Annotated in this window: 20 protein-coding genes; 13 read left to right on the plus strand and 7 right to left on the minus strand. The window is 67.8% G+C overall.

What is annotated here, in order from left to right:
* Position 1 precedes the first annotated feature (1 nt).
* Both A9974_RS13285 and A9974_RS13290 read right to left on the minus strand, forming a co-directional pair.
* A complete protein-coding gene (locus A9974_RS13285) occupies positions 2 to 1480 on the minus strand; it encodes an MFS transporter (RefSeq protein ID WP_255468153.1) in 1479 nt (492 codons plus the stop codon).
* A 100-nt stretch (positions 1481 to 1580) separates the two neighbouring features.
* Positions 1581 to 2084 carry a peroxiredoxin gene (locus A9974_RS13290; RefSeq protein WP_025137301.1) on the minus strand — a complete coding sequence of 168 codons (504 nt, stop codon included), beginning with the start codon at positions 2082 to 2084 and terminating at the stop codon, positions 1581 to 1583.
* A gap of 247 nt (positions 2085 to 2331) precedes the next feature.
* Here A9974_RS13290 and A9974_RS13295 point away from each other — a divergent pair, with 247 nt between their 5' ends.
* Complete coding sequence (locus A9974_RS13295; RefSeq protein WP_255468154.1) at positions 2332 to 2769, plus strand: hypothetical protein; 438 nt, start codon at positions 2332 to 2334, stop codon at positions 2767 to 2769.
* 197 nt (positions 2770 to 2966) lie between these two features.
* Here the strand turns inward: A9974_RS13295 and A9974_RS13300 are convergent, their stop codons facing one another.
* Entirely contained in the window at positions 2967 to 3851 is an 885-nt protein-coding gene (locus A9974_RS13300) for a dienelactone hydrolase family protein (RefSeq protein ID WP_183004609.1), read from the minus strand.
* Positions 3852 to 3960: 109 nt separating this feature from the next.
* Positions 3961 to 7716 (minus strand): DUF748 domain-containing protein, encoded by a 3756-nt coding sequence (locus A9974_RS13305; protein WP_183004560.1) that lies wholly within the window; start codon positions 7714 to 7716, stop codon positions 3961 to 3963.
* A 235-nt stretch (positions 7717 to 7951) separates the two neighbouring features.
* Here A9974_RS13305 and moaC point away from each other — a divergent pair, with 235 nt between their 5' ends.
* From moaC to glp, 5 genes are read left to right on the plus strand one after another with little or no spacing between them, the layout of a single operon-like run.
* Positions 7952 to 8440, plus strand: a complete 489-nt coding sequence (gene moaC, locus A9974_RS13310; protein ID WP_183004562.1) for a cyclic pyranopterin monophosphate synthase MoaC — start codon at positions 7952 to 7954, stop codon at positions 8438 to 8440.
* Complete coding sequence (locus tag A9974_RS13315; protein ID WP_183004564.1) at positions 8421 to 8672, plus strand: MoaD/ThiS family protein; 252 nt, start codon at positions 8421 to 8423, stop codon at positions 8670 to 8672. The genes moaC and A9974_RS13315 overlap by 20 nt, the downstream gene beginning before the upstream one ends.
* Positions 8673 to 8677: 5 nt before the next feature.
* A complete protein-coding gene (locus A9974_RS13320; RefSeq protein ID WP_183004566.1) occupies positions 8678 to 9160 on the plus strand; it encodes a molybdenum cofactor biosynthesis protein MoaE in 483 nt (160 codons plus the stop codon).
* Positions 9157 to 9678 (plus strand): molybdenum cofactor biosynthesis protein B, encoded by a 522-nt coding sequence (gene moaB / locus A9974_RS13325; protein ID WP_183004568.1) that lies wholly within the window; start codon positions 9157 to 9159, stop codon positions 9676 to 9678. The genes A9974_RS13320 and moaB overlap by 4 nt, the downstream gene beginning before the upstream one ends.
* A gap of 4 nt (positions 9679 to 9682) precedes the next feature.
* Positions 9683 to 10888, plus strand: coding sequence for a gephyrin-like molybdotransferase Glp (glp, locus tag A9974_RS13330; protein WP_183004570.1), 1206 nt, complete (start codon positions 9683 to 9685; stop codon positions 10886 to 10888).
* On the opposite strand, the gene mobA is transcribed toward glp, so the two are convergent.
* Genes mobA through A9974_RS13345 form a run of 3 tightly spaced genes read right to left on the minus strand, consistent with a single transcriptional unit; the run spans position 10873 to position 13683 of the window.
* Entirely contained in the window at positions 10873 to 11496 is a 624-nt protein-coding gene (gene mobA / locus A9974_RS13335) for a molybdenum cofactor guanylyltransferase MobA (protein ID WP_183004572.1), read from the minus strand. The two genes, glp and mobA, sit on opposite strands and share 16 nt — an antisense overlap.
* Positions 11489 to 12583: a GTP 3',8-cyclase MoaA gene (gene moaA / locus A9974_RS13340; protein ID WP_183004573.1), complete on the minus strand. Its 1095-nt coding sequence runs from the start codon at positions 12581 to 12583 to the stop codon at positions 11489 to 11491. Before moaA ends, mobA begins: the two co-directional genes overlap by 8 nt.
* Before the next feature lie 23 nt (positions 12584 to 12606).
* The gene (locus A9974_RS13345) at positions 12607 to 13683 is read right to left on the minus strand and encodes a substrate-binding domain-containing protein (RefSeq protein WP_183004575.1); all 1077 of its coding nucleotides are present in this window, start codon (positions 13681 to 13683) and stop codon (positions 12607 to 12609) included.
* Between the two features lie 159 nt (positions 13684 to 13842).
* Here A9974_RS13345 and A9974_RS13350 point away from each other — a divergent pair, with 159 nt between their 5' ends.
* The 7 genes from A9974_RS13350 to A9974_RS13380 all read left to right on the plus strand — a co-directional run bounded on the left by A9974_RS13350 (position 13843) and on the right by A9974_RS13380 (position 23071).
* Complete coding sequence (locus A9974_RS13350) at positions 13843 to 14400, plus strand: formate dehydrogenase subunit gamma (RefSeq protein WP_183004577.1); 558 nt, start codon at positions 13843 to 13845, stop codon at positions 14398 to 14400.
* A complete protein-coding gene (locus A9974_RS13355; RefSeq protein WP_183004579.1) occupies positions 14397 to 15968 on the plus strand; it encodes an NADH-quinone oxidoreductase subunit NuoF in 1572 nt (523 codons plus the stop codon). Before A9974_RS13350 ends, A9974_RS13355 begins: the two co-directional genes overlap by 4 nt.
* 13 nt (positions 15969 to 15981) lie before the next feature.
* Complete coding sequence (gene fdhF, locus A9974_RS13360; protein ID WP_183004581.1) at positions 15982 to 18858, plus strand: formate dehydrogenase subunit alpha; 2877 nt, start codon at positions 15982 to 15984, stop codon at positions 18856 to 18858.
* A 22-nt stretch (positions 18859 to 18880) separates the two neighbouring features.
* Positions 18881 to 19711, plus strand: coding sequence for a formate dehydrogenase accessory sulfurtransferase FdhD (gene fdhD / locus A9974_RS13365; RefSeq protein ID WP_183004583.1), 831 nt, complete (start codon positions 18881 to 18883; stop codon positions 19709 to 19711).
* Positions 19712 to 19729: 18 nt separating this feature from the next.
* Positions 19730 to 19987, plus strand: a complete 258-nt coding sequence (locus tag A9974_RS13370) for a formate dehydrogenase subunit delta (RefSeq protein WP_183004585.1) — start codon at positions 19730 to 19732, stop codon at positions 19985 to 19987.
* Between the two features lie 114 nt (positions 19988 to 20101).
* Complete coding sequence (locus tag A9974_RS13375; protein WP_183004587.1) at positions 20102 to 21769, plus strand: OFA family MFS transporter; 1668 nt, start codon at positions 20102 to 20104, stop codon at positions 21767 to 21769.
* Positions 21770 to 21928: 159 nt separating this feature from the next.
* A complete protein-coding gene (locus A9974_RS13380; protein WP_183004589.1) occupies positions 21929 to 23071 on the plus strand; it encodes a class I SAM-dependent methyltransferase in 1143 nt (380 codons plus the stop codon).
* Positions 23072 to 23156: the final 85 nt, after the last annotated feature.

Here is a 23156-nt window from a genome sequence, read left to right on the forward strand (position 1 = left end):
GTCAGGTCCCGGTGCGAGGCCGGCGCAACGCCTGGGCCGGATCCGGCTCGGATGGCTCCGCGCCTTCATCGGCGACCTGCGCCGGGTCTGGCACAGACGAGGCCGCATCCGCCCGCGCGGCTTGCACCGCCGCATCATGGCCAGGGTCGGCCAGCGGCGGATCCACCGCCCCCGCGCCTTCGACCGGCGGCGGGGCCGGCGCGGCGGCCGGATCGGGATGGACCATTTCGATGTTGATGTCGTTTTCCACATCCACCCGGGGATCCAGCACGGCGGCGGCCGGCGAACTTTGCAGCGTGTCCGGCATGGGCACGAAATGCACCGGGGCCTCGTCGACCTGGTGCGCGCCGGTGACGCGGGTCGGCCGCACCTGCCAGACCAGGATCAGCGCGCAGGCGGAAATGAACACGTAGTACATGCTGGGCCCGGCCAGGGACATCAGCAGGCCCGCGATCATGGGGCCGACACAGGCGCCCACGCCGTAGGTCATGAGCAGCACCGCCGACAGGCTGACGCGACGCTCGGATTCGACGTGATCGTTGGCAAAAGCGGCGCCCAGCGGGTACAGCGTGAACTGCAGCACGCCAAACACGCAGGACATGGCCACCAGCGCCCAATAGGGCAAGGTCAGCCAGCCCCACATGACCGTGGGCAGCACCACCAGCAGCAGCGCGTTGAAGCGGATCAGACCTGCGCGGTTGATGCGGTCGGACAGCCAGCCCATGGGCCACTGCGACAGCAGCCCGGCGGTGACGGCGGCCGCGACGAAGATGGCGGCCTGCGAGGTGCTCAGGCCGTGCTTGGCGCCATAGACGGCGGCCAGGCCGTAGAAGGCGCCCGACAGGTTGCCGGCCACGAACAGCACGGTCATGGACAGCGGCACGCGCCGCATGAAGAAGCGGATGTCCAGCGCGGCCGGCAAGGGCGTGGGCGGGTGCGAACGCGCCGTGACGGCGATCGGCACCAGGCACAGCACCAGGCACATGGCCACCAGCGTCAGGGGCCGCAGGTCCAGCGTGGCGTAAGCGGTCAGGGCCAGTTGCCCCAGCACGGTGCCCAGGCCGGACACGACCATGTAGACGGAAAAGACCCGCCCGCGCTGGTGGTTTTCGGTTTGTTCGTTGAGCCAGCTTTCGATGACCATGAATTCGGTCACCATGACGATGCCCGAGATGACGCGGAACACCAGCCACAACGGCATGGAGTCGACCAGCGTCTGGGCCAGGATCATGCTGGTGGCGATGGCCGCACAGGCGACGAAGGCGCGGATGTGGCCGACGCGGATGATCAACTTGTGCCCCAGGCGCGCGCCGCACACCAGGCCCAGGTAGTACCCGGCGATCAGGGTGCCGATCCAGATCTCGCTGACGGACTGCGAGGTGAGCCTCAACCCCATGTAGGTGTTGAACAGGCCCGTGCCGACAAGCATCAGCAGGGTCGCGAAATACAGCGACGAGAAAGAGGAGATGGTAGCGAGCATGGCGTTGGGCAACCGCTGCTGGCGGTAGCGCGGCGGGCCGCCGGAACGGCCCGCGCGTTAAGCGATGAGACATGAACCGCGCGCACCGCGCGCGGCGAAATCAGGCCTGCGACAGCAGGGTCGCGGCGTCGCTGACTTCGAACTTGCCGGGGCCTTCGATGTTCAGGTGCTTGACCACGCCATCGACGATCAGGGCGGAGTAGCGCTGCGAGCGCACGCCCATGCCGCGCTGGATCAGGTCCAGCTCCAGGCCCAGGGCCTTGGTCCAGAGCGCCGAGCCGTCGGCCAGCATGCGGACCTTGCCTTCGGTCTTTTGTTCGCGGCCCCAGGCGCCCATGACGAAGGCGTCGTTGACGGACACGCACCAGATTTCATCCACGCCCTTGGCCTTCAGGGCAGCGGCCTGCTCGACGTAGCCGGGCAGGTGCTTGGCCGAGCAGGTCGGGGTGAAGGCGCCGGGCAAGGCGAACAGGGCAATGGTCTTGCCGCGGGTCAGGTCGGCAACCTGGAAGGCGTTGGGGCCGAGGGAGCAGCCTTCGCTTTCGGTTTCGATGAATTCGGTCAGGGTGCCATCGGGCACGCGGTCGCCGACTTTAATGGTCATGGGAAGATCTCCAGGGTATGTGTTGGGGGTGTTGCATTGGGGCGCGACGCGCCCCACAACCCCCATCATAGTTCTTGCGCGCGGCGGGTGCAGGCGGCGTGGGGCCGTTGGGAAAAAAAGAAGCACAGTCTGATACGACTCCACACGCTCGATGAAACGGCATGCAACGTGATCGTTGCCATAATGTGACGGTGATCAATGGCCTTCGCGCGTTGCGGCGTCGTGGGCGCTTTGTGGAGGGATATCGATGCGTAAGGGGCTGAACCGCAGGCTGATGAGCCTGGGCTTGACGCTGGCGCTGACGGCGCCGGCCTGGGCCGCGCCCGATGCGGCGGAGCAGGCGCAATTTGAATCATTCGTGGTGGCGGCGGGCGCGTCGAACGGCGCGGCGCGGGCTTGTGGCGCCTCTGAACCTGACCTGGCGCAGCACGAGGCGACTTCCCGCAAGAATCTTGCGCGCTATGCGAAGGAATATGGGTTTTCTGCTTCCGGGTACGACGGGCTTTATCAGAAGGGGCTTGCTGATGGGAAGGCGATGATGGAGGAGATGAAGCGGTCCGGGGTGGATGGATGCCGGGGAGTATTGGGCAGCTTTCAGAATGAGCGGGTGATTTCCTACGAGGATATGAAGGCGGCTTTGGCTGAGGTTAGTGATGGGTTGCCTGGGGAGAGTGCGGAGAAGTAAGGGTTGGTCTTGCTGGCATCGGATTGGGTTCTTGAGCTGCCCTGAGCGTCGGCGGCCTTACGAAGCTTACGCGGTGTCTTGCGGGTCGTGATAACGCTGCGCGCTCATGAAGAGGGGGCCTCTTGCAGGCCCCCTCTTTTTGCTTGCTCTTCTTTCTTTTGGCCGTTTCCGTCAGACGGCGACCGCTCGCCTCGCCGTTAAACGCCCAGGCCGTTCTGCTTGAACCAGTCGAGCATGCGTTGCCATGCCTGTTCGGCCTCGGCTTTGCGGTAGCTCGGGCGGTAGTCTGCATGGAACGCGTGGGGGGCGTCGGGGTAAACGTCAATGCGGGAGGCCTTGGCGGCGGCGGGGCCGTTGGCGAGTTCGATGCGCATCTTGTCGACGTCGGTCAGGGGGATGCCGGCGTCCTTGCCGCCGTAAGCGCCCAGGACGGGGGCTTTGAGGTTGTTGACCTGGCTCAGGACGGACTTGGGCTTGAGGTCGCTGGGCTCGCCGCCGAGTTGGCCGTAGAAAGCGGCGCCGGCTTTGAGTTTGGGGTTGTGAGCGGCGTAGAGCCAGACTTGGCGGCCGCCCCAGCAGAAGCCGATGATACCCAGCTTGTCGGCGTTGCCGCCGTTGGCGGCGGCCCAGGCGGTGGTGGCATCGAGGTCGGCTTCGACTTGTTTGTCGGGCACCTTGCTGATGATCTCGGCCTGCAGTTTGGGGATGTCGGTGTACTTGGAGGGGTCGCCCTGGCGTGCGAAGAGTTCGGGGGCGATGGCCAGGTAGCCTAGGTGGGCCAGGCGGCGGCAGACGTCCTGGATGTACTCGTGGACGCCGAAGATTTCGGAGATGACCAGCACCGTGGGCAGGTTCTTCCTGCCGGCCGGGGCGGCGCGATAGGCGGGCATCTTGCCGTCGGTGGTGGGGATGTCGATCTTGCCGGCGGTCAGGCCGTTGGCGTCGGTGTGGATGGCGGTCTGGGCGACGGCCGGGCCGGCGGCCAGGGAGAAGCCGGCCGCCACGGTGGTGGCGATAAAACCCCGCCGGTCCAGCCGCAGCGGCGGCAACAGGCTATCGAAATGCGCGTCCTGGTCTTTCATCATGAATCTCCGATATACGGCAGCCTGCCGGACACGGGCCTGTCCAACCTGAAAGCAAGCGCCTTTCAAGCGGGACAGTTCCGGGCGGATCCTGGCGGCCTGCCGGGTTTCACTTCAGGGAGAAGTCCACGCGCGAGGGCAAGCCCTCGTCCTTGATGCCATCGGCGTCCAGTTGCGGGGCAACGATGAACACGCGATCCGCGAGTCCTTCCTGGGCTTGCAGCTTTTCATATACCGCTTGCGCGCGGGCGTCGGCCAGTTGGCGCAACTGGTCGTCGCCGACCTGGGCAACGCCGCGCAGCATCTCCTCCATCTGTTCCGGCGGCACGGACTTGGCCATGCCGATGAAATTGCGCGGCTTGTCCTTGATGTCGGTGTCGTCGTAGACCTTTTCCAGGTACTTGACCCGCTCGGCGCCGGAGACCTGCACGCGGGACGGATCGGGCTTGGTGCCACGCGGGGCGGTGTCGCGGGCCTTGGCGGCGCGGATCTTGGCGTCGACCCAGGCCTGGCGCAGGCCGTCCATGTCGGTCTTGGGATCGGCGCGGCCGCTCAGGTCCATCTTGAGGGCAGGCCGGTCGACCAGGGCCTTGGTCAGGGTGTCGATGCGTTGCTGCGAGTCTTCGGTGAGCACGGCGCTGCCGGGCGCGAATTCGACGTAAGACAGCTCTTCGCCGCCACCGAAGGCGGACGCGAGCAGGCTGAACGGCGAGGTGACGGCCTTGACCACCAGGTTCAGCAAGACGCGCACGACGATGCCGCCGACCGAGAACTCGGGGTCGTCCAGCGAACCGGAGATGGGCAGGTTGATATCGATGTTGCCGCGCGAGTCCTTGAGCAGGGCCACGGCCAGCAGCACCGGCAGCTTGGTGGCGTCGGGGCTGTTGGTCTTGTCGCCGAAGGTCAGCTGGTTCAGTACGACGTGGTTGGTGGCGAGCAGCGCGCGGTCCTTGATTTTGTATTCCAGGTCCACCGACAGCTTGCCGCGCTTGATGGGGTAGCCCACGTACTTGGCCGAGTAGGTGTTGAAACGCGGCAGGTCCACGCCCTTGGCCGAGGCCTTCAGGTCCAGCGACAGGAACTTGGCGAAGGGCTGGACCACGCCGCTGATCGACAGGGGCGCGGTGGTGTAGACGCGGCCGCTGACCTTGACCTTGGCAGGCTGCGGGTTGGTGGACGAAACCGCGGTGATGGAGCCGTCGATGCTGGACAGTTCGGCCACGTAGTTGGGTTTGACGAAGCGGTCCGTGAAGGTCATGCGGCCGCGCGACAGGGTGACGCTGTTGAGCGAGATGTCGGGCATGCCGCCGCCCTTGGCGTTGGGCGCGGCGGCGGCCGCAGGCGGCGCGGCATTGCGGCCCGGGGTCTGGGTGTCCTGGGTGATGGAGCCGCCGGCCTGGCCGGGCGCGGCCACCAGGTCCATGACGTTCAGCCGGCCCTGGGCGTTGAGCAGGATGCGGCCGTAGAAGTCGTCGAGCACGATGTCGCCCAGGGCAGCACCGATCTTGTCGCCGGCCACCGAAATGTTCATGCCGGAGAAGGCCAGGCGTTTCCAGTTCAGGAAGTCGTCTTTGTTGACACGGTCCTGCAGGTCGACATCGGTGACTTCCACCCCGCCCTTCCAACCGGCCTTCAGGGGCGTGTTGCCGGCGGCGGCGATGAATTCGGCATCGCCCTTGGCGCCCAGCGTGATGGCGCGCACGGTGGCATTCAGGCTGGAAGCGGCGTAGGGCGCGAACGAGGCGACGTTCAGGCCGGCCAGGTCGACCGAGGTCCTCAGGGTGAGCGGCTGCGGGGTGAAGACGCCCTTCAGGTCGAGCTTGCCGTCGCCCTGGATGCCGGAGGCGGCCAGCGTGAAGTTGCTTTGGCCGGGGCCCATGGCCAGGCGGTCGGCGGTGACAGCCAGTTTTTGCAGGGCGATGTCCAGCGCCGGTTTCGGGGTTTCATCGCGCGCCTTGAACTGCGTCAGGTCGGCGTGCACGCCAGTGGCGGACGCGTCGACGGCGCCGTTCTTGTCCAGCACATGCACCTGAGCGGTCAGGCCGAGGCGGCCGTCGAGCAATTGGATGGGCGACAGGCTGCGCACGGCGGGAGCGAATGGCGCCAGCGCCACGTTGCCCAGGCGCACCGCCAGTTCCAGCGACAGCGGCTGCAGCACCAGCGGGCCCTTGGCGCGGATCCAGCCGCCGTCGGTGCTGTTGTCCACGGTAAGCCACAGGTTGATGGGCTGGTCCTTGACCTGCGGCAGCGCCACGCCTTCGACGGTGACGGCCAGGCCGGTCATGGTGTAGTCGAGCTTGCTGATGGCGTCGGTGACGTAGAGCTCGCCTTCATGGATGTTGAAGGCGTCCAGCGTGATCTTCCATTCGGCCGGGGCGGCCGGCTGGGCGGGTGCCGCCGAGGCGTCTTGGGGGGCGGGAGCGGCCCCGGAAGCACCGGCGGCCGGTGGCGTCGTGGCGGCGGCCGGCTTGCCGGACGGATCGGCAGCGGCGCCAGGCAGCGGTGCGGCAGCGGACGCCGGGGCCTGCCCCGGCGCGGCGGACGTTGCCGCCGAAGGTTGAGCGGAAGGAACCGGGGCGGCGGCCGTGCCGGGCTTGGCAGGCTCGCCCTTGCCGGCCGCGGCGGCCGTGTTGGCAGGCACGTCGGTTTTCGCTGCGGCGACCTTGGCGGCATCTGCTTTGGCAGGGCCAGGGCTGACGGCCTCTGCCTTGGCGGCGCCCGGCTTGGCCGGATCGGCCTTGACCGGCCCCGGCTTGGCGGCGGTGGCCGCGGGCTTGGCCGCCGGCGCGGGGCCGCCCAGCGCCTTGAGTTTGTCGACCACGTCCTGCCAGTTCAAATGCTGGTTGCTGTAGCGCCGCGCGTATACCTGCGGCGCCCACAGGCCGACATCGCCGACGTAGACCTGGCGGGCAATAGGTTCGAGTTCCAGGCGGCTGATGGTCAGGGCGCTCCAGGCCGCGAGGCTTTCGCCGGCGGTGTCGCGCAGGTCGAACTGGCGCAGGCCCAGATCGCCGACCACGCGGATCTTGGGCGCCGCATCCTTGGGCTGTTCAAACACGATCTGCAGATTGGAATCGAGCAACGCGCGTTCCAGCTTGAAGGGCAACGGCATGGGCCAGACGTCGGCCCACTTTTCCAGCTGCAGGCCGGTGAAGGCCACCCGCAGGGTCGACGAAGGCACCTTGTCGAAGGGCCGTGCGACGCCGGTCAGGTCGAACGGGCTGCCGTTGATGCGCAGGTGCAGCCGGGGCTGCACGTCGATATCGGTGGCATAGCCGAAGGTGGAAATGAACGGCACGCCCACTGCGAGTTCGTCGACGACCTGCTTGCGGCCGGTGACCTTGTCGTCCAGCGTGACCACGCCGCCTTCGATCACCATGTTGTTCAGGGAAAAGCGCGGCAGGCCTGCGTCGGGCTTGGGCGGCTCCTCGGGCTTGGCGGCCGTCATCTCGGCCACGCGCTGCTGGATATCCGAGAAATTGAAGCGGGTGACGTCTTCGCGCACGATCGAGACGGTGGGCGCGCGCAGGGTGACGCGGTCGACCACGGGCGCAAACCAGAACAGCGACGACCAGGCGGCGCTGACATCCAGTTCGGCGGCGGTGAACAGCGGCGTCTGCGAGCCGGGCTGCGCCACGGCGAGATCGCGCGCTCGCACGGTCAGGGTGAAGGGATTGAAGGTGATCTTGCCGACGGCGACGTCGCGGCCGATCATCTTGGCCACGTCCTGGGTCAGGACGTTATGCAGGACCTTGGGCACCTGCCATGCTGCAATGCCGCACAGGATCAGCGCCACGGCCACGGCGCCCAAGAGAATCTTGCCTAAGCGGCGGGTAAACCGGAACTTGGGCATCCGCAAAGGCATTACGCGTCTCCTGGTACGAATTGAAGGCCATTATCGCGTCCTTCGAGCAAATGTGGGGTGCTTTTTGCGCCCGCCGCCAAAAGCAAAAAGCCCCCGCAGGGGCATGAAAACATAAGGTTCTTTTATTCTTCAGCAGGGCCGGGCCGATAAACCCTCGTTATCATAGGCGTATCAATGGCCCCGCCACGGCCTGCCGGGGCAGCTCTTTTCAATCATTAACAATTTCTCGATCCCCATGACCACGCCCTCCCCCACCTTGAGCCACCTGGATGAAGCCGGCCAGGTCCGTATGGTCGATGTCATCGCCAAGACGGATACCGAGCGCGTGGCCGTGGCCGCCGCCAGCGTGCGCATGAACGCCGTGGCCTATGGTCTGTTGACGCAGCCGGGCCGCGGCAAGGGCGAAGTGCTGAACACCGCGCGGGTCGCGGCCATCCTGGCGGCCAAGCGCTGCGCCGAACTCATCCCGCTGTGCCACAGCCTGCCGCTGTCGTTCGTCGGCGTGGAGTTCTCGCTGGACGACGCCGCACACCGCATCGACATCCAGGCCACCTGCCGCACCAGCTACAAGACCGGCGTGGAAATGGAGGCCATGACGGCCTGCAGCGTGGCCGCGCTGACCATCTACGATATGTGCAAGGCGGCGGACAAGGGCATCGTGATCGAACAAGTTCGCCTGAAGTACAAGGCGGGAGGTAAAAGTGGTGAATGGCGCAACGATTAATCTGCTGTATTTCGCTCGCGTGGCCGAACTGGTCGGCAAGCGCGCCGAAGCCTGGCCGCTGGACGGCGAAGCCACCGGCGCGCAGTTGTTGGCCGCGCTGGGCGAACGCTATCCGCAGCTGGCGCCGGCGTCGCGCCTGAAGCTGGCGATCAACCAGACCCACGCCAAGCCGTCGGCGCCGATCCGCGCGGGCGACGAGGTGGCGGTGTTCGAACCCGTCACCGGAGGCTAAGCGCCATGATTCTCGTGCAGGAAGCCGACTTCGACGCCGCCGCGCTCACGGCGGCCCTGCGCGCCAGCGCCGGACCGGGCGTGGGCGGCATCGTCACCTTCGTGGGCTATGTGCGCGACTATGCGCCGGACACGCCCACCGAAACGCTGTATCTGGAACACTACCCCGGCATGTGCGAGCGCGAGCTCGAAGACATCGCGGCCACGGCGCGCGCGCGCTGGCAACTGGACGGCACCGTGATCGTGCACCGCGTGGGCGCGCTGTCGCGCAACGCGCAGATCGTGTTCGTGGCGGCCGCCAGCGCCCACCGGGGCGACGCGTTCCGAGGCTGTGAATTCATCATCGACGCGCTCAAGACCCGCGCGCCCTTCTGGAAGCGCGAAACGCTGGCAGGCGGCGACAGCTTCTGGGTCGAACAACGCCAATCCGACCAGGACCGCACGCAGTCCTGGGACGCCGACACCCCGCCCCCCAAGGAGACCGCATGAACGACGCTTCCCCCGTCTCGCTGGCTTGCGCCGTGCTGACGATCAGCGATACCCGCAGCGCCGGCGACGACACCTCCGGCAATCTGCTGGCGCACAGCCTGGCGCAGGCCGGCCACCAATGCGTGCGGCGCGACATCGCCCGAGACAACATCTATCAGATCCGCCGCATCATCAGCGACTGGATCGCCGACCCCGAAGTGCAGGTCATCCTGACCACCGGCGGCACGGGCTTTTCGCATCGCGACCATGTGCCGCAGGCGATCCTGCCGCTGCTGGACCGCGAAATTCCCGGCTTTGGCGAACTGTTCCGCCAGCTGTCCTATACCGAGATCGGCAGCTCGACCATCCAGTCGCGCGCCTTCGCGGGCTCGGCCAACGAAACCTTGCTGTTCTGCCTGCCGGGTTCCAACAACGCCTGCGAAACCGCCTGGACCAAGATCATCCGCGAGCAGCTGGACAACAGCCATCGCCCCTGCAATTTCGCCACGCATTTCCAACACCGCGAACAAGACCACTGAACCCATGCTGGATTTCGACCAAGCCCAGACCTTGCTGGCCAATGCGGCCGCCCCTCTCGCACGCCGCGAGCACGCCAGCCTGGCCGACGCCCCCGGCCGCGTGCTGGCGGCCGACCTTGACGCCACGGTGGACATTCCGCCGGCCGACAACAGCGCCATGGACGGCTACGCCTTGCGCGTGGCCGATTGGCAAGCCGGCGCACGCCTGCCCATCCAGCAGCGCTGCTACGCGGGCGACACGCCCGAGCCGCTCAAGCCCGGCCACGCCATCCGCCTGTTCACCGGCAGCCTGGTACCCGAGGGCGCGGACACGGTGGTGATGCAGGAAGACACCCACGAAGCCGACGACCACGTCGAGATCACGCGTGAACCGCGGCCCGGCCAGCATATCCGCCTGCGCGGCGAAGACACGCTGGCCGGCGCGCCGCTGTTGGCCGCGGGCACCCAGCTGCAAGCCGCCCACATCGCCCTGCTCGCCTCTCAAGGCCTGGCCAGCGTGCCGGTGGTCGGCCGCCTGAAGGTCGGCATCCTGACCACCGGCGACGAGCTGGTGGCGCCGGGCGGCGCGCGCGAACCGGCGCAGATCTACAACTCCAACGGCCCCATGCTGGCCGCGCTGGTGCGCGGCATGGGCGCCGAGCCGGCCCGCGTGCTGCACGCGCGCGACACCGAAGCCGACCTGCTGGCCGCCTTCAAGGCCCTGCTGGCCGAGTGCGACCTGGTGCTGAGCGTGGGCGGCGTGTCGGTGGGCGAACGCGATCTGGTCAAGCCGGCGCTGGCCGCGCTGGGCGGCGAATTGTCGCTATGGAAGGTGCGCATGAAACCGGGCAAGCCGGTGGCGCTGGCGCAGATCGACGGCAAGCCGGTGGTCAGCCTGCCGGGCAATCCGGTGTCGGCCTACGCCGTATTCACGCTGCTGGTGTCGCCGCTGGTGCGCCGCATGCAGGGCCGCGAGGAACTGTTCCCGCCGGTCAGCCGGTTGCCGCTGCGCACCGAGCATCCGCGCCAGGACAGCCGCGAGGAATTCCTGCGCGTGCAGCGCCGCGCGGCCGACGACGGCAACGCCGAACTGGTGCCTTACGGCCACCAGGGATCCGGCGTGATCAGTTCCCTGCCGTGGGCCACCGGCCTGGCGCGCCTGCCGGCCGACGTGCCGGTGCAGGATCGCGACCGCGTGCCCTACTACGACCTGCGTCACTGGCTGTCGTAGCCCTCGGCCGCGGCCAGGTCGCCGGGCGTGTTCAGGTTCATGAACGCGCCATCCGCATCGTCGAAGGCGGCGGCCACGCCGCCCGCCTGCGACTGCCACAGGCCGACCTTGCGTTCACCGCTGTCCAGGTACGCGCGCAACGCCGGCAATAGCGACGTGCGCGCAGCCATGCAAGCCGGATGGCGCTGACCGCCGGCCACGGCATAAGCCAGGGGCGCGTGGGCGGCTTGCGCCGCAGCGATCAGACGCGCGGCCAGATCCTTCGGCAGAAAGGGCGTATCGCAAGGCGCCGCCACCAGCCAGTCAAACGCGGACGCGGCGGCCAAGCCGGCCGCCAGGCCGGCCAGCGGCCCCTGCCAGGCGCCCAGCGCATCGGTATCGTCGGCCACCACCTGGCCATAGCGTGCGTACGTCTGGATATTGCGATTGGCGCTGATGATCAGCGTGCCCACTTGCGGCGCCAGCCGGCGCGCCATGTGCGCCACCAGCGGTTCGCCATGCAAAAGCACCAGGCCCTTGTCGCGGCCGTCCATGCGCGCGCCCTGTCCGCCCGCCAGGATCAGGCCGGCGACGCGTTGCGGGTCAAGGATGGGCGCGGGGTCAGCCACCGATGTAGCTCATTTCGACTTTGCGGGCCGGATCGGCCTGCTGGCGGCCGCGCAGCTCGGAATAGTTGTCGCCGCGCGCGGCCCAGATGCCCGTGAGGATGGCGGCCAGTTCGTCGTCCGTGGCGCCGTCGCGCAGCGGCGCGCGCAGGTCGTAGCCCTGGTGCGCGAACAGGCACAGGAACAGCTTGCCTTCCGGCGACAGGCGCGCGCGCGTACAGCCGCCACAGAAGGCGTGGGTGACGCTGGAGATGACGCCGATTTCGCCGCCGCCATCCAGGTAGCGCCAGCGTTCGGCGACGCGGCCCATGTCGTCGGCGGCAACGGGTTCCAGCGGATGGACCGCGGCGATGCGCGCCAGCACTTCCTGGCTGGGCACGACCTCGGTGAGGTTCCAGCCGTTGCTGTTGCCCACGTCCATGTATTCGATGAAGCGCAGGATGTGGCCGCTGTGGCGGAAGCGCTCGGCCATGGGCAGGATCTGGCCGTCGTTCAGGCCGCGCCGCACCACCATGTTCACTTTCACGGGCGCCAGCCCCGCCGCGGCGGCGGCGTCGATGCCGCGCAGCACGTCGTCGGGGGTGAAGCCGCTGTCGCTCATGCCCTGGAACATGGCGGCGTCCAGGGCATCCAGGCTGACGGTGACGCGGCTCAGGCCCGCGGCCTTCAGGTCGGCGGCCTTGCGTTCGAGCACGCTGCCGTTGGTGGTGAGCGTCAGTTCGAGCGGCCGGCCGGCAGGCGTGCGCACGTCGGCCAGCAGGCCCACCAGGTTTTCCAGGTGCTTGCGCAGCAGGGGTTCGCCGCCGGTCAGGCGGATCTTTTCGACGCCCAGGCGCGTGAACACGCCCGCCAGCCGCGCGATTTCCTCGAACGACAGCAGGTCGGAATGCCGCATGAAGGTGTAGTCGGCGTCGAATACCTCGCGCGGCATGCAGTAGGTGCAGCGGAAGTTGCAGCGGTCGGTGACCGAGATCCGCAGGTCGCGCAGCGGCCGCGCGCGCAGGTCGAGCGCAGGCTGGCCCGGCGCCGGGGGCGCGAGGGGCGCCGGACGGTCATCGCGGCGGTCAGCCAGGAGAATCACTTTGCTCATGGAATCATCATAGCCCGGCGCCCTCAGGCGAAGGCCTCGTCCAGGGTTTGCAGCCGGCCGGTGTGGCTGGCGTCGTAGCCGACCAGCTGGCCGACATAGCCGACGTAGTCGGGGCTGCGCATGAGGGACAGCAGGTCCTGCATAGCGGGGGTGTCCAGCGAGGTTTTGCGGATGGCGAAGAAATAGCGTTCGCGCACCAGCGGAATGAAATCCAGGCCGAAGCGGCAGGCGGCGGTTTCCACGCCCACGCCGGTGTCGGCCATGCCGCTGGCAATGTGCGCGGCGATGGCCATGTGGGTGAACTCGTTGGTTTCGTAGCCCTGCACCTCGCTGATCGACACGCCGGCGCGCTGCAGCATCAGGCCCACCAGGTAGCGAGTGCTGGAGCCGATCTGGCGGTTGACGAAGCGCACGTCCTGGCGCGCCAGGTCGCCCATGCCGCGGATGCGCTTGGGATTGCCGGCGATGACGAACAAGCCCGTATTGCGCACCGCCAGGTGGATCAGCAGGTATTCGTCGGCGTGCAGCCACTGCGCGTAGCGCTCCATGATGGGCGCCTCGAAGTCGCCCAGCGGCACCTGGAAGCCCGCCAGGTCGCATTCGTGGCGTTCCAGCGAGGCCAGCGCCTCGATCGCGGTGCGGTAGCGCAGTTCCAGCCCGGGTTTGCGCGCGCCCATGTGCTCCATCAGCGATTCCACCGCGAAGCCGTGGCTGGCGTGCAGCCGCAAGTGCGGGCCGTTTTCGGGCAAGAGGCGCGCCAGTTCTTCCTGCAGTTCGGAGGCCATGCTGTCCAGCGTGGGCATCAGGCGCGCCTCGATGCGGCGGTTGGCCCACAACAGGCGCTGCGCGAACGGCGACAGCTGCGTGCCCTGGCGCCGGTTGGTGATCAGCAGTTGCGTGCCGAAGATGCCTTCGAAACGGCGCAGCACGCCCCAGGCGTGCCGGTACGACAGGCCACAGGCGCGGCAGGCGCCGGCGATGTTGCCGGTGGCGTCGATGGCGGCCAGGAGCGCCAGCATGTCCTGCAAGGGCACCGGCGCCGCGTCGTCTCCGCCCAAGGTCCATTGCGGCCGCAGGCCGATTCGGAACTTATATGTCATTTATTTCTTATTGAAGGCGTTTAATTACCTGTTTAGAGTACACAAATAACGCGGCGCATGGGTACTTTATATGCTTATAAAAGCATATTAATAACCCTGACGCCCCACCACAACAAAACCCCTGCAATGGGGTCCAGCACACAACTGGAGGAGACCGCCATGCGTCAGCGCGAGGCAAAATCCGATCTGGCGTCCAGCGGGGGCGCCCGAGGCGGCCCATTGGCCCTGGACGCCGCCCAGGCGTCGGCCAGCCCGTCCATCGCCGCCACGGCCCGCATCCTGGCCCAGCTGAAAGACCAGCCCGGCCCGCTCTTGCCGGTACTGCACGCGGTGCAGCACGAATTGGGCTGTATTCCGGCCGAGGCGGTGCAGACCATCGCCGAGGCCCTGAACCTGTCCCGCGCCGAAGTGCATGGCGTAATCACCTTCTACCCCCATTTCCGCAGCGAACCGGCCGCGCGCCACACGCTGGAAGTATGCCGGGCCGAGTCCTGTCAGGCCATGGGCGGCGAACACCTGGCCGCCCACGCGCGCCAGGCGCTGGGCTGCGACTTCCACGCCAGCACGCGCGATGGCGACTTCACGCTGGAGCCGGTGTATTGCCTGGGCCTGTGCGCCCAGTCGCCGGCGGTGATGATCGACGGCCAGCCGCATGCGCGGGTCACGCCCGACAAACTCGACCGGCTGTTGCGCCGCACCCGGGAGGCCGGACAATGACCGCCCCCACCCTCATCTACGTGCCGCGCGACGCCGCGGCCCTGGCCATGGACGCGGACGCCGTGGCCCAGGCCATCGAGCAGATCGCCGACGAGCGCGGCCTGGCCGTGCAGGTGGTACGCAATGGCTCGCGCGGCCTGCTGTGGCTGGAGCCGCTGGTGGAAATCTCCACGCCCAGCGGCCGCCTGGCCTATGGCCCCGTGCAGCCCGAAGACGTGGCTGGCCTGTTCGACGCCGGCTGGCTGACGGGCGGCGAACACCCGCTGCGCCTGGGGCTGACCGAAGAGATTCCCTACCTGAAGCAGCAGGAACGCCTGACATTCGCGCGGGTCGGCGTGATCGACCCGCTATCGCTGCAGGACTACGCCGCCCACGGCGGCCTGCAGGGCCTGCAACGCGCGCTGACCATGGAACCGGCCGCCATCGTCGACGAAATGGTGACTTCGGGCCTGCGTGGCCGTGGCGGCGCGGCGTTTCCCACCGGTATCAAATGGAAGACCGTGCTGGGCTCGCCCGCCGACCGCAAGTACATCGTCTGCAACGCCGACGAGGGCGATTCGGGCACGTTCGCCGACCGCCTGCTGATGGAAGGCGACCCCTATGTGCTGATCGAGGGCATGACCATCGCCGGCCTTGCGGTGGGCGCCACCTATGGCTATATCTACGTGCGGTCCGAATACCCGCATGCCATCGCGACGCTGCAAGCCGCCATCGACCGGGCCCGCAGCGTGGGCTGGCTGGGCGATGACGTGCACGGCAGCGGCCGCCGCTTCGACCTGGAAGTGCGCAAGGGCGCCGGCGCCTATATCTGCGGCGAGGAAACCTCGCTGCTGGAAAGCCTGGAAGGCAAGCGCGGCGTGGTGCGCGCCAAGCCGCCGCTGCCCGCGATCTCGGGCCTGTTCGGCAAACCCACCGTCATCAACAACGTGATCTCGCTGGCGACGGTGCCGATCATCATGGCCAAGGGCGCGGCGTACTACCGCGACTACGGCGTGGGCCGCTCGCACGGCACGCTGCCATTCCAGCTGGCCGGCAACCTGAAACAAGGCGGCCTGGTGGAAAAGGCCTTCGGCCTGAGCCTGCGCGACCTGCTGTATGGCTTTGGCGGCGGCAGCGCATCGGGGCGCCCCTTGCGCGCGGTGCAGGTCGGCGGCCCGCTGGGCGCCTATCTGCCGGAATCGCAATGGGACGTGCCGCTGGATTACGAAGCCTATGTGCAGATCTCGGCCATGATCGGCCACGGTGGCCTGGTGGCGTTCGACGACACCGTCGACATGGCGCGCATGGCGCGCTACGCGATGGCGTTCTGCGCCATCGAGTCCTGTGGCAAGTGCACGCCCTGCCGCATCGGCTCGACCCGCGGCGTGGAAACCATCGACAAGATCGCGGCCGGCGGCCCCGACCGCGCACAGCAGGTGCATCTGCTGCGGGACCTGTGCGACACCATGCTGGGCGGCTCGCTCTGCGCGCTGGGCGGCATGGCGCCCTACCCCGTGCTATCCGCGCTGAACCACTTCCCGCAGGACTTCGGCATCGAATCCTCTCAGCCCGCCGCTCACCCGGCCTGACCCCGAGACCGCCATGCTAGAAACCGTCATCAAGCGCGACCGCGATCTGGGCACCCCGGCGCGGGTGTCCGAGCAGACCGTCACCCTGACCATCGACGGCCAGGAAATCACCGTGGCCGAAGGCACGTCGCTGATGCGCGCGGCCGCCGAGGCCGGCATCAACATTCCGAAGCTGTGCGCCACCGACAGCCTGGAGCCGTTCGGCTCCTGCCGCCTGTGCCTGGTCCAGATCGAGGGCCGCCGCGGCTATCCCGCGTCCTGCACCACGCCCGCCGAGAACGGCATGGTGGTCTACACCGAAACGCCCAAGCTGCATGACCTGCGGCGCGGCGTGATGGAGCTGTACATCTCTGACCACCCGCTGGACTGCCTGACCTGCCCGGCCAACGGCGATTGCGAGCTTCAGGACATGGCCGGCGTGGTGGGCCTGCGCAACGTGCGCTACGGCTACGACGGCGCCAACCATTTGAAGAGCGAAAAGGACGAGTCCAATCCGTACTTCACCTACGACGCGTCCAAGTGCATCGTCTGCAACCGCTGCGTGCGCGCTTGCGAGGAAACCCAAGGCACCTTCGCGCTGACGATCTCGGGCAAGGGCTTCGAATCGCGCGTGTCGCCGGGGCAGGACCAGCCGTTCCTGGACAGCGAGTGCGTGTCCTGCGGTGCCTGCGTGCAGGCCTGTCCCACGTCCACCCTGCAGGAAAAGACCGTCATCATGATGGGCCAGGCCGAACACTCGGTCGTAACCACCTGCGCCTATTGCGGCGTGGGCTGCGGTTTCAAGGCCGAGATGAAGGGCCAGGAAGTGGTGCGCATGGTGCCCTGGAAGGACGGCCAGGCCAACCGCGGCCATTCCTGCGTGAAGGGGCGCTTTGCCTGGGGCTATGCAACACACAAGGAGCGCGTGCTCAAGCCCATGATCCGCAAGCGCATCACCGATTCCTGGAAGGAAGTGTCCTGGGACGAGGCGATCAACTACGCCGCATCGGAATTGCGCCGCATCCAGAACGAATTCGGCCGCGACGCGGTCGGCGGCATCACCTCCTCGCGCTGCACCAACGAAGAAACCTGGCTGGTGCAAAAGCTGGTGCGCGCCGCCTTCGGCACCAACAACGTCGACACCTGCGCCCGCGTCTGCCATTCGCCTACCGGCTACGGCCTGAAGCAGACCCTGGGCGAATCCGCCGGCACGCAGACGTTCGATTCGGTGATGCACACCGACGTGGTGATTGTGATGGGTGCCAATCCGTCCAGCGGCCACCCCGTGTTCGCCTCGCGCCTGAAGCGCCGGCTGCGCCAGGGCGCGCGCCTGATCGTGATCGACCCGCGCCGCATCGAACTGGTGAGCTCGCCGCACATCAAGGCCGACTTCCACCTGCAGGTGCGCCCGGGCACCAACACCGCGCTGTTGTCGTCGCTGGCCCACGTGATCGCCACCGAAGGCCTGATCGACGAGGCCTTCGTAGCCGAACGCTGCGAAACCCGCGCTTTCAATGAGTGGCGCGATTTCGTATCGCTGCCGGAGAATTCGCCCGAAGCCATGGCCGAGATCACCGGCGTGCCGGCGCAGGCCGTGCGCGGCGCCGCGCGGCTGTTCGCCACGGGCGGCAACGGCTCGATCTATTACGGCCTGGGCGTGACCGAACACAGCCAGGGCTCGACCACCGTCATGGCGATCGCCAACCTGGCCATGGCCACCGGCAACATCGGCCGCGAGGGCGTGGGCGTGAATCCGCTGCGCGGACAGAACAATGTGCAGGGCTCGTGCGACATGGGCTCGTTCCCGCACGAACTGCCCGGCTACCGCCATATTTCCGACAACACGGTACGGGCGCAGTTCGAACAGGACTGGGGCGTGACGCTGCAGCCCGAACCCGGCCTGCGGATCCCGAACATGTTCGAGGCTGCGCTGGGCGGCTCGTTCAAGGGCCTGTACTGCCAGGGCGAAGACATCGTGCAGTCCGACCCGAACACGCAGCACGTGGCCGCGGCGCTGGCGGCAATGGAGTGCATCGTGGTGCAGGACCTGTTCCTGAACGAAACGGCCAAGTACGCGCACGTGTTCCTGCCCGGTTCGTCGTTCCTGGAAAAGGACGGCACCTTCACCAACGCCGAGCGCCGCATTTCGCGGGTCCGCAAGGTCATGGAGCCCAAGAACGGCAAGTCGGACTGGGAAGTGACCGTGGCGCTGTCCAACGCACTGGGCTACCCCATGAACTACCACCATCCGCGCGAGATCATGGAAGAGATCGCGCGCCTGACGCCGACCTTCAGCGGCGTCAGCTACGACAAGCTGGACAAGCTGGGCAGCCTGCAATGGCCATGCAATGACGACGCGCCGGAAGGCACGCCCATCATGCACATCGACGCCTTCGTGCGCGGCAAGGGCAAGTTCATGATCACCAAGTACGTGCCCACCGACGAGCGCAGCACGCGCCGCTTCCCGCTGCTCTTGACCACGGGCCGCATCCTGTCGCAGTACAACGTGGGCGCGCAGACCCGCCGCACGCCCAACGTGATGTGGCACAGCGAGGACGTGCTGGAAATCCACCCGCAGGATGCCGAAGACCGCGGCGTGAAGGACGGCGATTGGGTGGGCGTGCAGAGCCGCGCCGGGGAAACCGTGCTGCGCGCGACGCTGACCGACCGGGTGCAGCCGGGCGTGGTATACACCACGTTCCACTTCCCCGAGTCCGGCGCCAACGTCGTCACCACCGACAACTCCGACTGGGCCACCAACTGCCCCGAGTACAAGGTCACCGCGGTGCAACTCACGCGGGTGTCCCAGCCGTCGGAATGGCAGCGGCAATGGTCGCGCTTTGCGGATATCCAGCAAAAGCTGCTGCGTGAACGCTCGCGCGAAAGCGAAGCCGCGCTGACGGGGAAATAACCCGCGCAGCCCCGGAACCGCCATGGACCACACTTCCTCTTCCCCATCCGACCGCCTCGACAGCGTGGCGGCCCAGGTGACCCGCGTGCGGGCTGGCGCCATCGCGCCCGGGACCGAGGCCGACCACCTGGCCGAGGAAACGCCGGTGGCGCTGGAGTTCAACGGCATCAGCCACGCCACCATGCTGGCCACGCCCGCGGACCTGGAAGACTTCGCGGTGGGCTTTTCGCTGTCCGAGGGCATCATCGACAGCGTGGGCGACGTGCGCGGCATCGACGTGCTGCCACAGTGCGACGGCATCGTAGTGCAGGTGGAAATCTCCAGCGCCTGCGAAGCGCGGCTCAAATCACGCCGCCGCGCCATGGCTGGCCGTACCGGCTGCGGCCTGTGCGGCGTGGAAACGCTGCCGGAAGTGCTGCGGCCCGTGGACCCGGTGCCGGCAGGCGCGCCGCTGCCCATCGGCGCGGTGCTGCGCGCCATGGGCGACATGCGCGCGCGCCAGACGCTGCACGACCTGACCGGCGCCACCCATGCCGCCGGCTGGGCGGGCGCGGACGGCGCCGTGGCGCTGGTGCGCGAAGACGTGGGCCGCCACAACGCGCTGGACAAGCTGGTGGGCGCCTTGGCCCGCCAAGCCGTCAATGCCGGCGGCGGCATGGTGCTGGTGTCCAGCCGCGCCAGCTTTGAAATGGTGCAAAAAACCGCGTCGGCCGGCGTCGGCGTGCTGGCGGCCGTGTCCGCCCCCACGGCGCTGGCGGTGCGCCTGGCCGATAGCGCCGGCATTGCCTTGCTCGGCTTCATGCGGCGCGACGACGCCACCCTGTATTCCCACCCCGAACGCATCATCTCCTAGACCGGACGCGACACACGCATGGAAATCGGCAACCTGATCCGCATGGCCAACCGCATCGGCCAGTTCTTCGACGCCATGCCCGTGCGGCCGGAAGCGCTGGAAGGCGTGGCCAACCATATCCACAAGTTCTGGGAGCCTCGCATGCGCCGCGAGCTGCTGGACTTCCTGGCCCGGCAGCCCGACGGCGATGCCGGCGAACAGCAGTTGCATCCCCTGGTGCTGGAGGCGGTCACGCAGAACCGCCAGCGCCTGACACCGCTCGCCCGGGTGCCGTAGACCAGGCAGGCGGCCGCCGCAGCAAGCTTTACCGCAGCAAAGGGTTCACAAGAAGCGCTGGGCTGGATTTTCCAAGCCGACGCGCGCTATAAAGCCGCACCCCGAGGAGACCTCATGGAAAGCACTGCAACACTAGACCTGCCCGGCGGCAAGCCGGGCTTCCTGGATAAAGAACGCACGATTGCCGGGCCGGGCTTTTCCCGCTGGCTGGTGCCCCCCGCCGCCCTGGCCATCCACCTGTGCATCGGCATGGCCTATGGCTTCTCGGTGTTCTGGCTGCCCCTGACCAAGGCGATCGGCGGCGCCCAGCCGCTGGCCTGCCCGGCCGACATGAGCCTGGCCGCCGAGCTGTTCACCACCAGCTGCGACTGGCGCATCTCGACCATGGGCTGGATGTATACCCTGTTCTTCGTGCTGCTGGGCTGCTCCGCGGCGCTGTGGGGCGGCTGGCTGGAACGCGCCGGCCCGCGCAAGGCCGGCGTGGTATCGGCGCTGTGCTGGTGCGGCGGCCTGGTGATCTCGGCCATCGGCGTCTACCTGCACCAGATGTGGATGCTGTGGCTGGGCTCGGGCGTCATCGGCGGCATCGGCCTGGGGCTGGGCTATATCTCGCCGGTCAGCACCCTGATCAAGTGGTTCCCGGACCGCCGTGGCATGGCGACCGGCATGGCCATCATGGGCTTTGGCGGCGGCGCCATGATCGGCGCGCCGCTGGCCGACCTGCTGATGCGCCATTTCGCCACGCCGACCTCGGTCGGCGTCTGGCAGACCTTCCTGACCATGGCGCTGGTGTACTTCGTCTTCATGATGGCCGGCGCGATGGGTTACCGCGTGCCGCCGACGGGCTGGAAGCCCGAAGGCTGGACCGCGCCCGCCAAGCAGGCCAACAACGCCATGATCACGAAGGGCCACGTGCACGTGAAGCGGGTCTGGGGCGTGCCGCAGTTCTGGCTGGTGTGGCTGGTGCTGTGCCTGAACGTGACGGCCGGCATCGGCATCCTGGGCATGGCCTCGCCGCTGCTGCAGGAAGTGTTCGGCGGCGGCCTGATCAACAAGCCCGAACTGGGCTACGGCCAGCTCGACAAGAGCCAGCTGGCGGCGATTGCCGCCATCGCCGCGGGCTTCACCGGGCTGCTCAGCCTGTTCAACATCGGCGGCCGCTTCTTCTGGGCCAGCCTGTCGGACAAACTGGGCCGCAAGCTGACTTACCTGATCTTCTTCGTGCTGGGCTTCGTGCTGTACGCGGCCATCCCCTGGACCGCGCACATCGGCGCGCTGGCGCTGTTCGTCGCGGCCTTCTGCGTGATCCTGTCGATGTACGGCGGCGGCTTTGCCACGGTGCCTGCCTACCTGGCGGACCTGTTCGGCACCCAGATGGTGGGCGCCATCCACGGCCGCCTGCTGACGGCCTGGTCGGCCGCGGGTATCTTCGGACCGGTGCTGGTGAACTACATCCGTGAATATCAGTTGAAGGCGGGAGTGCCGCGCGCCCAGGCCTACGACATCACCATGTACATCCTGGCAGGCATGCTGGTGCTGGGCTTCCTGTGCAACCTGGCGATCCGCCCGGTGAATCCCAAGTACTTCATGACCGACGAGGAACTGGCCCGCGAAAAGGCCCTGGCGCACGAACGTGCCGCGGCCGCCGAGACCCACGGGTCGAGCACGTCCACTTTCCGCACACCCCTGGCGCTGGTGCTGTTCGCCTGGGCCTGCGTCGGCATTCCGCTGGCCTGGGGCATCTGGATCACGCTGCAAAAGACGGTGGTGCTGTTCCACTGACCCCCATAAGGACCGGGCGGCGCCGCGCGCGCCGCCCCGCCCCTGGGCGCGAAGCTGCTACATTGGCAGCCGCGCCCTTTGTTTTTTCTCCCTCCTTTTTCCGAATTCCCCTCCCATGACCTGCTTGCCCAAGAAGCCCCTCTCCGCCGGAGCGTTACGTTGACCCTGCCTGAACTGAGCTGGACGGAGGGCGATGCCCCCGACCAGACCACGCACACCGCCCGCTGGCGCTCGGAATCCGGCGCCACGCCTCCCAAACGGGTGGTGCTGGCCGACGACCGCACCACCGCGGACATGGCCTACCGCCAGGCCTGCGAAGGCGTGGGCCTGCTGTGGCGCGGCGACTTCCAGAATGCGCGCCTCTTGCTGCAGGCCATGACGCGCCGCGTGGACAAGCGTCCCCGCAAGCCGGTCGAGACCCTGCTGGAAGCCTTCAACCAGCACCGCCAGATCCAGTCGCAGCGCGCGCGCATCCTGGGCATGCTGCTGATTCCGTTCGACGCCGGCCACGGCATTTCGCTGCGCCGCGCGCCCGACGCCCGCCAGGCCTGCGAAGAAGCGCACGGCCCGGCGAACGAGCCGTACGTAGCGTCCCTGCGCGAACTGCTGGGCCTGATCGGCGCGTTCGAGTGGCGCAAGAAGGGCGTGGAAATTCCCGTCCTGAACAACCGCATCCACCCGCACTACGGCGTGTTTTCGCCGCTGCGCGGCGAATATATCGACCTGGTGGCCAACACCCCGATGCCGCGCGGCAGCGTGGCGTTCGATATCGGCACCGGCACCGGGGTGCTGGCCGCCGTGCTGGCGCGCCGCGGCGGCAAGCGGGTCATCGCCACCGACATGGATCCCCGCGCGCTGGCCTGCGCCCGCGAAAACCTGGAACGCCTGGGCCTGTCCAAGCAAGTCGACGTCGAGCAGGCGGACCTGTTCCCCGAAGGCCGCGTGTCGCTGATCGTCTGCAATCCGCCCTGGCTGCCCGCCCGCCCCAGCTCGCCGGTCGAGCAGGCCGTGTACGACCCGGACAGCCGCATGCTGCGCGGCTTTCTGAATGGGCTGGCGGCGCACCTGACGCCCAACGGCGAAGGCTGGCTGATCCTGTCGGACCTGGCCGAGCACCTGGGCCTGCGCACCCGTGAGCAGCTGCTGGAAATGATCCAGCAAGCCGGCCTGCGGGTGGTCGAGCGCATCGACACGCGGCCCACGCACGGCCGCGCCAAGGACGCGAACGATCCCCTGTATGCGGCGCGGTCCAAGGAAGTGACGTCGCTGTGGCGCTTGGCGGCGGCCGCGCCGGCGGCCTGATCGCGCGCGCCGGCCTGGGACCTGTTAACACTAAAAGGCCCTCGCGCACGGAAAACGGCTCGGGCCGGGGGGGAATCCCCGGCCC

The organism is Achromobacter sp. UMC71 (assembly GCF_014170305.1).
In the GTDB taxonomy this organism is placed as follows: domain Bacteria; phylum Pseudomonadota; class Gammaproteobacteria; order Burkholderiales; family Burkholderiaceae_B; genus Achromobacter.